Genomic DNA, 12,127 nt, shown 5'->3' with positions numbered 1-12,127 from the left:
CGCTGGAGAGGTAGCGTAAGGCCGATAGCGGCCCCCGCCTTCGCGGGGGCGACGGTTGTGGGATGGCCTCGGCGAGAAAACCCGCTAAGCCATCCCCTGATGAAACGGCATTTTTATCTGGTCGCGGGCTGGGCGTCGTTGGGGCTTGGTGCGATTGGCGCGTTCGTGCCGTTGTTGCCAACGGTGCCGTTCGTCATCCTTGCCGCCTTTTGCTTTGCGCGCTCGTCGCCGCGGCTCGAGAATTGGCTGCTGACGCACCCGCACTTTGGGCACCATATTGCCGCGTGGCGCGCGAAGGGCGCGATCAGCCGCAAAGGCAAGATCGCCGCGACGGCCGCCTTTGCCTTCAGTATTGTCCTTGCCGCGATCTTTTCGCCCTGGCCGTGGGTGATGGTGCCGGTGATCGCCGCCGCCGTCACCGGAAGCTGGATATGGACGCGGCCGGAGGGTTGAAGTCACTTCAGTTCCTTTCGTCATCCCGGACTTGATCCGGGATCCATGGGCGGCGCTCCAAGTCGTGGACCCCGGATCAAGTCCGGGGTGACGAGAGGGTGGCGACTCGAGGCTTGACGAGGTCGCCACATATGGCATGACCGCGAGGCCGGGGTCGCGCCGGGCAAATTGCTGGACCCCTTTCTCCGGCTCGCCTAAGGACGACGCGATCCGATGCACGCCTACGCTAATCCCACGCGCTTTCTTGCGATTGCCAAGCCGCTGACGCCGTGGTTGCTCGGCGCCGGGCTGTTGCTTGTGCTGGGCGGTGCGTGGGCCGGGCTCGCGATGGTGCCGGGCGACTACAAGCAGGGCGAAACCGCGCGCATCCTTTACGTCCATGTCCCGTCGGCCTGGCTCGGCATGGGCGGCTGGACGTCGCTGGCGATCGCCGGGCTGATCCAGCTTGTGTGGCGGCATCCGCTGTCGGGCATCGCGGCGCGTGCGATCGCGGTGCCGGGAATGCTGTTCACCGCGCTGTGCCTTGCGACCGGATCGATCTGGGGGCGCCCGACGTGGGGAACCTGGTGGGAATGGGACGGGCGGATGACGTCGATGCTCGTCCTGCTCTTTCTCTATGCGGGCTTTATCGCGCTGACGAGCGGCGATGACGGGCAGCGGCAGGGCGGCTCGCTGTCGCGCGGCGCGGCGATCTATGCGCTGGTCGGCGCGATCAACATTCCGATCATCAACCGCAGCGTCGTGTGGTGGAACAGCCTGCATCAGGGGCCGAGCATCACGCTGGGCGGGTCGAGCATCGACGGCGCGCTGCTGTGGCCGTTGGGGTTGACCGTGCTCGGCTTTTCGTTGCTATTTGGCGCCATCGTCCTGATGCGGATGCGGCGGATCATCGCCGACAACCGTGTCGCGGCGCGGCTCAGGCGGCTCGCGGACGACGAGGGGATTTGACGCGTGACGGGGGTGATCAGCGGGGGCGGGCAATGGGCGTTTGTCGCCGCGGCCTATGGGCTGACGGTCGTGCTGACCGGCGCGGTACTTTGGGCGAGCTGGCGCGCGATGAAAAAGGCCGAGAAGCGCAGCGACGCGCTGCGAAAGGATCGTAAGTGAAGGCCAAGCATCAACGGCTGATTCTGGCGCTGGTCGCGCTGTGCGGCGTCGGCGGTGCCGGTGTGCTCGCGGCGAGCGCGCTGCGCGACGAGGCGGCCTATTTCCGCACGCCGGTCGAGATCGAGGGCGGCAAGGCGGAGGTCGGCGAGCCGATGCGGCTGGGCGGCATGGTCGCCAAGGGGAGCATCAAGCGGCAGAGCGATGGCCTCACGATCCGCTTCGTCGCGACCGACGGCAAGGCGTCGGTGCCGGTCGAGTATAAGGGCATCGTTCCCGACCTGTTTGGCGAGGAGAGCGGCATGGTCGCCGACGGCCGGATGCGCGCCGACGGGACGTTTGTCGCCGATCGCATCCTCGCCAAGCATGACGAGCGCTATATGCCGCCGCAGATGGGCGATATGCCGAAGAATATGAAGGCGCCGGCAACGACATGATTGCCCCTAAATTCACGTCATCCCAGCGAAAGCTGGGATCTCTGGCGTCCGAGCAGAACGATAGCGGTCCCAGCGTTCGCTGGGACGACGAGCTTTTCCAGTGATCGCCGAACTCGGTCTCGCGCTGTTGTGGATCGCGGCCGCGCTCGCGTGCCTCTCGCTTGTCGCCGGGACCTTGTTCCTGCGCGGCGGTTCGAAGGATCTGGCGGCGCTCGTGCGCCCGGCGAGCGTTGCGCAGGGCGTGCTCACCGCGGCCGCCTTCGGGCTGCTGATCGCATTGTTCGTGCGCTCCGACATGTCGGTCGAGCTGGTCGCGCGCAACAGCAACAGTTTGAAACCGATGATCTTCAAGGTCGCGGGGACGTGGGGCAATCACGAAGGCTCGATGCTGCTGTGGCTGATGATCCTGTCGCTGTCGGGGGGGCTGATCGCGATCTTCGAAAAGCGGCTGCGCGAGGACACGCTGGTCGCGACTTTGGCGGCGCAAGCGGCGCTGAGCCTTGGTTTCTTCGCCTTCCTGTTGTTTTCGTCGAACCCGTTCAAGCGGCTTCCGGTGGCGCCGCCCGACGGGCAGGGGCTCAACCCGCTGCTCCAGGACATCGGGCTCGCCTTCCATCCGCCGACGCTTTACGTCGGCTATGTCGGGCTGTCGGTCGCGTTCAGCTTTGCCGTCGGCGCGCTGATCACGCGCGAGATCGGCCCGGCGTTCGCGCGTGCGATGCGGCCGTGGGTGCTCGGGAGCTGGATTTTCCTGACGCTCGGCATCACTGCGGGCAGTTACTGGGCCTATTATGAGCTCGGCTGGGGCGGCTGGTGGTTCTGGGATCCGGTCGAGAATGTCTCGCTGATCCCGTGGCTTGCGGGCGCGGCGTTGCTTCATTCGGTCGCGGTGACCGCCACCCGCAATGCCCTGCGCGCGTGGACGGTGATGCTCGCGGTGATCGGCTTTTCGATGTCGATGGTCGGCACCTTCATCGTCCGCTCGGGACTGCTGACGAGCGTCCACAGCTTTGCCGTCGATCCCGAGCGCGGCACGTTCCTGCTCGCGCTGATGGCAATCTATATCGGCGGGGCTTTGACCCTGTTCGCGCTGCGGGCGGGGAGCGTGGCGGAGGGCAAGAAATTCGCGTTGCTCAGCCGCGAAGGCTCGCTCGTCATCAACAATCTGCTGCTCACGACGATCCTCGCGCTCGTCCTGCTCGGCACGCTTTATCCGATCGTCGCCGAGGCGATGGGCGAGAAGATTTCGGTCGGGCCGCCCTATTATAACAAGGTCGCGGGGCCGCTCGCGCTGATCCTCTGCCTCGTGATGGTCGCGGGTCCGCTGCTGAGCTGGCGCAAGGACGACGGGAAACGGCTGTGGTCACGCCTGCCGCTGGCGATCTTTGCCGGCGCGACAGTGCTGTTCGCGCTGATCCTGTTCGGTGGCAAGGTCGGAATTTTGCCGCTGCTCGGCATGACCGTCGCGGGCGTCGTCGCGGTCGCGAGCCTTGCGCCGCTGTGGGGACGCAACCTGCGGCGCACGCCGCTGCCGACGTGGGGCATGGTCGTCGCGCATTTCGGCGTCGCGGTGTGCCTTGCCGGCATGGGCGCCGAAAGCGCCTTCATCAAGGAACGGCTGGTCGCGGCGGCGCCCGGCGATGTGGTGAAGGTCGGCGATTTCGCGGTGAAGTTCGTCGGCGTCAAACCGATCGCCGGGCCGAATTATACCGCGATCGAGGGCACGCTGGTCGCGACGACATCGTCGGGCGGCAGCTTTACGATGCGGCCCGAAGCGCGCACCTTTCCGGGACTGATGGGCACGGCGCCGACCGAAACCAACGAGGCGGCGCTGCTGACGCGGCCGGGCGGGCAGCTCTATGCCGTGCTCGGGCAGCCGGTGACGAGCGACGACGGCAGCGCCGACCGCTACCAGATCCGCCTGTGGTGGAAGCCGCTGGTGTGGTGGATCTGGCTCGGCGGGGCGCTGATCGCGGTCGGCGCGTCGCTGTCGCTGCTCGGCCGCGCACAATTGCTGAACATCTGGCGCGCGCGACGCAGCCGCAAATCACAGGAGCGTTTCGCGCCATGAAGAACCGCTGGGTCCTTTTCGTACCGCTGGCGATCATGGGGCTGCTGTTCGGCGCCTTCATCTATCGGCTGGTGACGCCCGCCGAGACGCTGATCCAGTCGCAGTGGATCGACAAGCCGATGCCTTTGTTCGACCTGCCGCCCGCGACGGCGGGAGTGGAAGGGCTGAAGAGCAGCCAGCTTGCCGACGGACGCCCGCGCCTCGTCAATGTGTTCGCGAGCTGGTGCATCCCGTGCCGCGCCGAGGCGCCGCAGCTCGAGGCGCTGAAGGCCGCGGGCGTGCCGATCGACGGCATCGCGATCCGCGACCGGCCCGAGGATGTCGCGATGTTCCTTCGCGAATATGGCAATCCTTTCGACCGCATCGGGGCCGACATGCAGAGCAGCGTCCAGATCGCGCTGGGATCGTCGGGCGTGCCCGAAACCTTCCTGATCGACGGCAAGGGCGTCATTCGCGAGCAGATTCAGGGCGTGATCCTCGCCGATCAGGTGCCTGAGATCGTTGCCAAGCTTGAGGCGATGAAGTGAGCATCGCGATTCAAAACTGCCGTGCCCCTGCGAAGGCAGGGGCCCATCTCCGGTCGTCGCGTCCTGAAACGTCCGGCGGCGCAAAGTTCTACCGATGGGAGATGGGCCCCTGCCTTCGCAGGGGCACGGCTGCTTTTTTTGCCATGTTGCTTGCTATCGCTGGTCTCACCCCAACATCAGCCACCGCCCAGGACCGGCTGCCGCCCGCGCCCTATGCCTATCAGCAGCTCAAGGACCCGGCGCAGGAAGCGCGCGCCAAGGCGCTGATGGAAGAGCTGCGCTGCCTCGTCTGTCAGGGGCAGTCGATTGCGGATTCCGATGCGCCGCTCGCGGGCGATATGCGCCACGAAGTGCGCAGCAAGATCGCGGCGGGCGAAAGCCCGGCCGAAATCAAGACGTGGCTCGTCGCGCGCTATGGCAATTGGGTCAGCTACGATCCGCCGTTCGACGGCGCCACGGCGCTGCTCTGGCTCGGGCCGTTGCTCTTCCTCGCGCTCGGCGGCTGGCTGGCCTTTGGCCGGTTCCGCCGCGGTGCGAACGACGACGAGGAGGGCGCGGCATGATCTGGCTCTGGGTCGTACTCATTGCGCTGCTGACGATCGGCGGTATCTTCTGGCTCGGCAAGCTGCCGGCTGCGGCGCGGCCGCTGGCGGGGGCGGCGGTGATGCTGGGCCTCGCGGGCTATGCGTTGCAGGGCCATCCGTCGCTGCCCGGCAAGCCCGTCGCGGCGCCCGAGGAGCCCGAGGGGTTTGGCGAGGCGATCACCGACCAGCGGCAGGGGATGTCCGAACGCTTTGGCCCCGCGGCGCAGTGGCTCGGCATGTCCGACGGTTTCGCGCGCACCGGCAAGACCGAACTCGCGGCGAAGACGCTCGAAAAGGGGCTCGAGACCTATCCCGACAATGTCGATCTGTGGGTCGGGCTCGGCAATGCGCTGGCGGCGCACGGCGGCGGCGTGATGTCGCCCGCTGCCGCGCTGGCGTTCGACGAGGCGGCGAAGCGCGATCCGTCGCATCCGGCGCCGCCCTTTTTCGCCGGGCTGGCGCTGGCGCAGGGCGGCGACCTGAAAGGCGCCGAGACGGTGTGGAGCGATTTGCTCGCGCGCAGTCCCGCCGATGCGCCGTGGCGGCCCGACCTCGAGATGCGGCTGGCGCAATTGCGTCAGGCGCTTGGGCCGCAGCTGCCCGCCGAAATCCCGGCCGGCGTGCCGGCAGCGGACGTCCCAAATTGAAACCTATTCCAAAGGCTCAGGCTCGTCTAAAGGCCCGCAATGACTGCTGAGTCGCAACAGGCGGCGGGCGGCGCTGCAGGCGCCGTGACTGCTGGCGCCGAAACGGCCCATTACGGGCATGGGCATCACAGCGATGGCAAGCTGAAGCTGGCCGTCGGCGCGATCGGTGTCGTGTTCGGCGACATCGGTACGAGCCCGCTTTACGCGTTCCGCGAAACCTTTGCCGGGCACCATCCGATCGAGGCCGACCGGCTGCACATCTATGGCGTGCTCAGCCTCGTCTTCTGGTCGATGATGCTCGTCGTCACCTTCAAATATGTGCTGACGATCATGCGCGCCGACAACAAGGGCGAGGGGGGCAGCCTGGCGCTGCTCGCGCTGATCAGCCGTTCGTCGGGCGAGAAGCGCTGGACATGGCCAATCATCCTGCTCGGCGTGTTCGCGACCGCGCTCTTCTATGGCGACAGCATGATCACCCCCGCTATGTCGGTGCTCTCGGCGACCGAGGGCCTCAGCTACGTCAACAAGGGGTTCGAGCCCTATATCGTGCCGATCGCGCTGACGATCCTGATCGGGCTGTTCGCGATCCAGTCGCGCGGGACGGCGAAGGTCGGGATGCTGTTCGGGCCGATCATGCTCGCTTATTTCACGATGCTCGCGATCCTCGGGATGATCCATATCGTCGATCATCCGGGGATCATCGTCGAAACGCTGAACCCGGTGAACGCGCTGCGCTTCTTCTATGTCGATGGTTTCACCGCCTTCATCGCGCTCGGCGCGGTCGTGCTCGCGGTGACGGGGGCCGAGGCGCTTTATGCCGACATGGGGCATTTCGGGCGCGGGCCGATCGGGCTCAGCTGGCTGACGTTTGTGCTGCCGGCGCTGATGCTGAACTATATGGGGCAGGGCGCGATGGTGCTCGAGGCGGACATGGGGCCGCGAAGCGACCTGATCGCCGATCCCTTCTTCCAGATGATGCCCGAGGCGTGGCAGGTGCCCGTCGTCATCCTTGCGATCCTCGCGACGATCATCGCCAGCCAGGCGGTGATTTCGGGCGCCTTCTCGCTGACTCAGCAGGCGATCCAATTGGGCTTCATGCCGCGCCTGCGCGTCGAGCACACCAGTGCGTCGGCGCAGGGGCAGATCTATATCCCGATCGTCAATTGGGGGCTGATGGTGATGGTGATCATCCTCGTCCTCTTCTTCGGATCGTCGAGCAACCTGGCCGCGGCCTATGGCATTGCGGTGACGGGGGCGATGTTCATCGATACCTGCCTGCTCAGCGTCGTCCTCTTCACATTGTGGAAATGGCCGGCGTGGAAGGCGCTGCCGGTGCTCGCGGTCTTCTTCATCGTCGACATCGCCTATTTCGGCGCAAACCTGATCAAGGTGCCCGACGGCGGCTGGGTGCCGCTCGCGATCGGGCTGATCATCTTCACTTTGCTCACCACCTGGTCGCGCGGACGCAAGCTGATGCAGCAGGAGATGGCCGAAGGCGCGATGCCGATCCCGGTGTTCGTGAAGTCGGCGGCGAACAGCGCGACGCGCGTGCCGGGCACCGCGGTGTTCATGACATCGAGCAGCGACGGCGTGCCGCACGCGCTGCTCCACAACCTCAAGCACAACAAGGTGCTCCATGCGCGGATCATCCTGCTGACGATCAAGATCGCCGACGTGCCGTTCGTGCAGGAGGAGAAATTCTGCATGCTCGAGGATCTGGGACAGGGGTTCCACCGGCTGGTGCTCAACTATGGCTTCATGCAGCCGATCGACGTGCCCGAGGCGCTGACCCGCGTCACGAGCTGCGGCGGCGAGTTCAAGATGATCGAGACGAGCTTTTTCCTGTCGCGGCAGACGCTGATCGCGGCGAGCAAGCCCGGCATGCCGATCTGGCGCGAAAAGCTGTTCGCGTGGATGCTGCGCAATTCGGAAAGCGCGATGGAATATTTCCGCCTGCCAACCAATCGCGTCGTCGAACTGGGAAGCCAGGTCGCGATCTAGGTTAACTTTCCGACATCGGGCAATAAGCGTTTGTACATCGGGGCAAGTCTTGCGATGCAAGGGCGACCCAAAAAAGGCCGCGCAACACTATGGATGTCGGCAACCCTGACGCTCTGATCCTGCCGGTCCCGCCGGAACCATTTGCCCTGATCGTCGGCGCGGCGATACAGGGCGGTTCGAGCGAGGCCGTCGAAACCGCGCTACGCCGCATGGGGCTGCGGCCCGAGCGGGTCGAGGGCGAGGGCGGCGGCGCCGATGTCGCCGCGCGCGTTGCGGCGCCCCGTTTCCGCCTGACCTTCGGGGCGGTGTCGGTTCTGGCCGGCCCCGCGGCCGGTGCTGCGCTGGATCTTGCCGATCCCGACCACCCATCGACCAGCCTGCTTGCCGCGAGCCTGCCCCGACGATGGCGCGAGAGCGGGGCGTGCTGGGTCTTTATCCCCGAGCGCGACCCCAAGCGCGATGCGGTGCCGGGGGCATCGACCGTGCAGCCGACACGGATGCGCGAATTCTTCAAGATGATGGTGCTGCTGATCGACCTGTTCGATGCCAGCCATATTTTCTGGTCGCCGGCGCGACTGTGGTCGGATGCGCCGCAATTTCGCGCGTCGATCGCCGAAATGCTGGCCAGCGGAATGCCGCCGGTGCTGCACCTCGTCGCGTTTCGGCGCCGCGAAAATGGCGCCGATGCCAGCATGGGAACACGGGGGCTGGTGCTGTTCGCGGGGCAGGAACTGGAAGCGCGAATACCCGTCGGCTGGACCGTCGCCGAAATGGTCCGGCGGCTGTCCCGGCTTGCGCTCGACATGATGCTCAACGGCCCCGTCCAGCATGCGCGGACAATGCGCGGGCTGGAGGCGGGAGAATGGATTGAACTGCTGCCGCCTTTGCGCAGCACGGACCACAGGTCGACCGTCATCGTCGAGTTCGGCCGCGATAGTTGATGCCGCCGCGGGGATGGCAGGGCGCACCGCCGCCGCAAAGTGGGTTCCAGCGCCATCACCTGATCCCCATCGCCCTGACCCAGCGCCCGCAAATGGCAGCGATGTTTGAGCAACTGCATGCCGAACTTCGCGCTCCAGCATTTTGGGCGCAACGGGTTGATGCTCCCCGCGTGCGAGCCCGCGGCTTTGCAGTCCGGCCATGCGCTGCACCGCGGACCACACCATGGTTATAGCGATGTCATCGCGGCGCGGGTCGAGCGGATCAGGACGCATTTCGCAATTCACGCGCCGAGCGATCCGCGAATGGCACGGCGCACCGCCGTCATGCGCCTGCGTCTGTTGCAGGACACGACGCGCCGCGCACTGACCGATCGGCACGGCGCGGGTTTCTGGCTCAACCGGCGCGACCCGATGCGGCTGTTCGTCGACCGCCCCTATCTCGACGAGGCGATCGATAAGCTGTTCGGTGGGTAGGGTGATATCGGCTTTCGACCGATTGCGGGCGACGGTAAAAGGAACGACAGCTCACCACCCCGAAGCAGACATTGCCGAACGGCCTGGCAAGCGGCGTCGGTACTTGGCTTAAAGCCTGACCTTCGCCTCAAGTTCGCGGCGCGCGGCGAGATATTGCGCTTCGAGCTCGGCGACATATTCGGCGACCGGGCGCACCGCGGTGACCGGGCCGATGCCCTGGCCCGATCCCCAGATGTCCTTCCACGCCTTGACCTTGGTGTTGCCGCCCGAGCCGAAATTCATCGTCTTGAGATCGCCTTCGGGCAGGTTTTCGGGATCCATGCCCGCGGCGACGATCGACTGGCGGAGATAATTACCGTGTACGCCGGTGAAGAGGTTCGAATAGACGATGTCGCCGGCGCGCCCTTCGACGATGCCGTTCTTGTAGCCGTCCTCGGCATTGGCTTCGGTCGTGGCGATGAAGGCGCTGCCGATGTAGGCGAGGTCGGCGCCGCACGCCTGCGCGGCGAGGATCGAGCGGCCGTGGCCGATGGCGCCCGACAAGGCTACGGGTCCGTCGAACCATTCGCGGATTTCCTGCACCAGCGCGAACGGCGATTGCCGGCCGGCATGGCCGCCCGCGCCCGCGGCGACGGGGATGAGGCCGTCGGCGCCCTTTTCGATCGCCTTGCGGGCGAAACGGTCGTCGATGATGTCATGCAGCGTGATGCCGCCCCAGCCATGGACCGCCTGATTGAGCTCTTCGCGCGCGCCGAGCGAGGTGATCGTGATCGGCACCTTCCATTTCTCGCACGTCGCAATGTCGTCGAGCAGCCGGTCGTTCGATTTATGAACGATCTGGTTGACGGCGTAAGGCGCCGACAAGCGGTCGGGATTGGCGCGGTCCCACGCGGCAAGTTCCTCGGTGATCTGGTGCAGCCATTCATCGAGCAGCGATTGCGGGCGGGCATTGAGCGCCGGGAAGCTGCCGACGACGCCCGCCTTGCACTGCGCGATGACAAGCTCGGGTCCCGATACGATAAACAACGGCGAGCCGATCACGGGCAGGCGCAGGCGGTCGAAAATCGGGGGAAGGGCCATGAATCACTCTCCGGTTGCGGTCTGCAACTAACCTTAACGTAAACGGAAAGCTGTGCAAGCGGGTATCGGGCGAAGCGCGCGTGGCGGACGATCGCCACGTTGACGGACGCGGGGCGCTGATTTTCTGCCCTCGAAAAGCCACAAAATAAAAAAATTACGCTTTTGCGACACGGTCTTATCGGTTCGTCGCACCGTGCGTACGACGACCTGCGCAACTTTCGACTTCGCCGCGAGTAATCTTGTCCCAGAACGGACCACGCGAATACGCGGGCCCATCTGCGCGGGCGGCTGTTTAGAAGGAGAAGTATATGGGCGCCGTTTCCAAGAGTCCGAAAATTCTATTGGCGCTGGCCCTTTTGGCCGGCACCGCAACGGGGAGCCTCGCTGCCCAAGAGCAGGCCCCGAACGATGGCGAAGTCATGGCGACCGTTGTCGGCACGCTGCCTTCGCCCGACCAGATGACCAAGGGTCCGAAGGTCGAGGGCATCATCGCCGCGCGCACCGATGGCCGGATCAAGGTCGCGACCGCCGACGGCAACAGCACGACCGTGGCGATCGCCGACTACACCAAGATCAAGAGCAGCGGCGGCTTCCTGGGCCTCGATCGCGACAAGCTTGGCGCGGCTCAGCTGCTCAATGGCCTGCCCGTCACCATCGACACGCTGCAGTGGGATGGCGGACTGGTCGCGAGCCAGGTCCAACTCAAGAACAAGGACCTCCGCACCGCATCGATGATCCACACCGGCACCGATCAGCGCTTTGCCGAACAAACAGCGGCAACCGAGGCGCTGCGCAGCCGCGTGGGCGATATCGACCAGTATAATGTCAAAGGCACGACGAACGTGAACTTCGACACCGGCAAGGCGGTGCTGACCGAGCAGGCGAAAGCCGATCTCTGCAGCGCGGCATCGCAGGCCGACGGGATGGACAACGCCCTGCTGCTGGTCGTTGGCTACACCGATTCGACGGGCAGCCAGGAACTCAACCAGGTGCTCAGCGAAAAGCGCGCGAGCCGCGTCGTCAATCATCTTCAGCAGGCGTGCGGCTGGAAGCCCTATCGCATGCTGACCCCCACCGGCATGGCCGAAGCCGACCCGGCGGCGGACAACACCACCCCCGAAGGCAAGGCACAGAATCGCCGCGTTGCGGTGAATATTCTGGTCAGCAAGGGTTTGGACGGTATGTAAGATGCCGGGGTGGGCGGCGCCCACCCCGGCATTTCCGGCCGTAAGCGGCCGTGACGCAACGAAGGGCGGCCGTGAGGCCGCCCTTCGTCGTTTGGGGGTGGTCAGGCTGCGTTTGGGGGTGGTCAGGCTGCGATCGGGCGGCGGCTGGCCTTCACGGCGAGAGTGCCGAACAGGATTGCGACAAGGAGGAGTGCGCCCTGCGCTGCGGCGAACGGGGGTTCGGTGCCGTTTGGGGCCAGCGCATTGAGCGCGGGAACCTTCAGGAAGGACTGCACGACCAGCACGAAGAGGTTGAGGTAGAGCGCCGCGGTCGCGCTGACCGCGTAGACCGTCGCTGCGCGGCCGGCGAGCTTGCGGCCATACCAGGCCCAGAAGGCGACCGCGAGCACCAGCGTCGAGACGATCCCCGTGCCGAGCGCCGGGGTGAAAGCGACGATCGGGAACAGAAAGCCGGTCAGGCTGGTAAGCAATGTCGTCCAGAGGAAGACGCCGTTCGTCCGGGGCAGGATGCGGCCGCGAGCGTAGGCGGGAAGCGCGATGAGACCCGCGCCGATGCCGACGAAGCTGATCGCGACATGGAGGGCGGTGAACTGCGGGATGGTCAAACCGAGGATCATGACA

The 12,127-nt window shown here is 65.8% G+C and carries 14 protein-coding genes; 12 read left to right on the top strand and 2 right to left on the bottom strand.

What is annotated here, in order from left to right:
* The first annotated feature begins 99 nt into the window (after window positions 1-99).
* The 11 genes from ACTJI5_RS04995 to ACTJI5_RS04945 all read left to right on the top strand — a co-directional run bounded on the left by ACTJI5_RS04995 (window position 100) and on the right by ACTJI5_RS04945 (window position 9,239).
* Complete coding sequence (locus ACTJI5_RS04995) at window positions 100-453, top strand: YbaN family protein (protein ID WP_058536128.1); 354 nt, start codon at window positions 100-102, stop codon at window positions 451-453.
* A gap of 213 nt (window positions 454-666) precedes the next feature.
* Window positions 667-1,401, top strand: coding sequence for a heme ABC transporter permease CcmC (gene ccmC, locus ACTJI5_RS04990; RefSeq protein ID WP_058536129.1), 735 nt, complete (start codon window positions 667-669; stop codon window positions 1,399-1,401).
* 3 nt (window positions 1,402-1,404) lie between these two features.
* Entirely contained in the window at window positions 1,405-1,560 is a 156-nt protein-coding gene (locus ACTJI5_RS04985; RefSeq protein WP_156419576.1) for a heme exporter protein CcmD, read from the top strand.
* Window positions 1,557-1,994: a cytochrome c maturation protein CcmE gene (gene ccmE, locus ACTJI5_RS04980; RefSeq protein WP_440859554.1), complete on the top strand. Its 438-nt coding sequence runs from the start codon at window positions 1,557-1,559 to the stop codon at window positions 1,992-1,994. Before ACTJI5_RS04985 ends, ccmE begins: the two co-directional genes overlap by 4 nt.
* A 100-nt stretch (window positions 1,995-2,094) precedes the next feature.
* On the top strand, window positions 2,095-4,065 hold the full coding sequence (locus ACTJI5_RS04975) for a heme lyase CcmF/NrfE family subunit (RefSeq protein WP_440859553.1): 1,971 nt from the start codon (window positions 2,095-2,097) through the stop codon (window positions 4,063-4,065).
* Entirely contained in the window at window positions 4,062-4,592 is a 531-nt protein-coding gene (locus tag ACTJI5_RS04970; RefSeq protein ID WP_440859552.1) for a DsbE family thiol:disulfide interchange protein, read from the top strand. Before ACTJI5_RS04975 ends, ACTJI5_RS04970 begins: the two co-directional genes overlap by 4 nt.
* A gap of 143 nt (window positions 4,593-4,735) precedes the next feature.
* On the top strand, window positions 4,736-5,155 hold the full coding sequence (locus tag ACTJI5_RS04965) for a cytochrome c-type biogenesis protein (protein WP_440859551.1): 420 nt from the start codon (window positions 4,736-4,738) through the stop codon (window positions 5,153-5,155).
* Complete coding sequence (locus tag ACTJI5_RS04960) at window positions 5,152-5,823, top strand: tetratricopeptide repeat protein (RefSeq protein WP_440859550.1); 672 nt, start codon at window positions 5,152-5,154, stop codon at window positions 5,821-5,823. Before ACTJI5_RS04965 ends, ACTJI5_RS04960 begins: the two co-directional genes overlap by 4 nt.
* 39 nt (window positions 5,824-5,862) lie before the next feature.
* Window positions 5,863-7,824 carry a potassium transporter Kup gene (locus tag ACTJI5_RS04955; RefSeq protein WP_440859549.1) on the top strand — a complete coding sequence of 654 codons (1,962 nt, stop codon included), beginning with the start codon at window positions 5,863-5,865 and terminating at the stop codon, window positions 7,822-7,824.
* Window positions 7,825-7,913: 89 nt separating this feature from the next.
* Complete coding sequence (locus ACTJI5_RS04950; RefSeq protein ID WP_440859548.1) at window positions 7,914-8,765, top strand: hypothetical protein; 852 nt, start codon at window positions 7,914-7,916, stop codon at window positions 8,763-8,765.
* A gap of 117 nt (window positions 8,766-8,882) precedes the next feature.
* Window positions 8,883-9,239: an AHH domain-containing protein gene (locus ACTJI5_RS04945; protein WP_440859547.1), complete on the top strand. Its 357-nt coding sequence runs from the start codon at window positions 8,883-8,885 to the stop codon at window positions 9,237-9,239.
* Between the two features lie 108 nt (window positions 9,240-9,347).
* Here ACTJI5_RS04945 and ACTJI5_RS04940 read toward each other — a convergent pair whose 3' ends face one another.
* The gene (locus ACTJI5_RS04940) at window positions 9,348-10,319 is read right to left on the bottom strand and encodes an NAD(P)H-dependent flavin oxidoreductase (protein ID WP_440859546.1); all 972 of its coding nucleotides are present in this window, start codon (window positions 10,317-10,319) and stop codon (window positions 9,348-9,350) included.
* A gap of 308 nt (window positions 10,320-10,627) precedes the next feature.
* On the opposite strand from ACTJI5_RS04940, the gene ACTJI5_RS04935 reads away from it, so the two are divergent.
* Window positions 10,628-11,506: an OmpA family protein gene (locus tag ACTJI5_RS04935; protein WP_058536139.1), complete on the top strand. Its 879-nt coding sequence runs from the start codon at window positions 10,628-10,630 to the stop codon at window positions 11,504-11,506.
* A 122-nt stretch (window positions 11,507-11,628) separates the two neighbouring features.
* Here the strand turns inward: ACTJI5_RS04935 and ACTJI5_RS04930 are convergent, their stop codons facing one another.
* Window positions 11,629-12,123: a hypothetical protein gene (locus tag ACTJI5_RS04930; RefSeq protein WP_440859545.1), complete on the bottom strand. Its 495-nt coding sequence runs from the start codon at window positions 12,121-12,123 to the stop codon at window positions 11,629-11,631.
* Window positions 12,124-12,127: the final 4 nt, after the last annotated feature.

This window comes from Sphingopyxis sp. 22461 (assembly GCF_052044915.1).
GTDB lineage: Bacteria > Pseudomonadota > Alphaproteobacteria > Sphingomonadales > Sphingomonadaceae > Sphingopyxis.
Note: the sequence above shows the minus strand (reverse complement) of the source record. Positions and strands in the feature narration are given on the sequence as shown.

Bases quoted from the DNA above. Each gene is read 5' to 3' on its own strand.
- ACTJI5_RS04995 (WP_058536128.1), top strand. From the start codon at position 100: ATGAAACGGCATTTTTATCTGGTCGCGGGCTGGGCGTCGTTGGGGCTT.
- ccmC (WP_058536129.1), top strand. From the start codon at position 667: ATGCACGCCTACGCTAATCCCACGCGCTTTCTTGCGATTGCCAAGCCG.
- ACTJI5_RS04970 (WP_440859552.1), top strand. From the start codon at position 4,062: ATGAAGAACCGCTGGGTCCTTTTCGTACCGCTGGCGATCATGGGGCTG.
- ACTJI5_RS04965 (WP_440859551.1), top strand. From the start codon at position 4,736: ATGTTGCTTGCTATCGCTGGTCTCACCCCAACATCAGCCACCGCCCAG.
- ACTJI5_RS04960 (WP_440859550.1), top strand. From the start codon at position 5,152: ATGATCTGGCTCTGGGTCGTACTCATTGCGCTGCTGACGATCGGCGGT.
- ACTJI5_RS04955 (WP_440859549.1), top strand. From the start codon at position 5,863: ATGACTGCTGAGTCGCAACAGGCGGCGGGCGGCGCTGCAGGCGCCGTG.
- ACTJI5_RS04950 (WP_440859548.1), top strand. From the start codon at position 7,914: ATGGATGTCGGCAACCCTGACGCTCTGATCCTGCCGGTCCCGCCGGAA.
- ACTJI5_RS04945 (WP_440859547.1), top strand. From the start codon at position 8,883: ATGCCGAACTTCGCGCTCCAGCATTTTGGGCGCAACGGGTTGATGCTC.
- ACTJI5_RS04940 (WP_440859546.1), bottom strand. From the start codon at position 10,319: ATGGCCCTTCCCCCGATTTTCGACCGCCTGCGCCTGCCCGTGATCGGC.
- ACTJI5_RS04935 (WP_058536139.1), top strand. From the start codon at position 10,628: ATGGGCGCCGTTTCCAAGAGTCCGAAAATTCTATTGGCGCTGGCCCTT.
- ACTJI5_RS04930 (WP_440859545.1), bottom strand. From the start codon at position 12,123: ATGATCCTCGGTTTGACCATCCCGCAGTTCACCGCCCTCCATGTCGCG.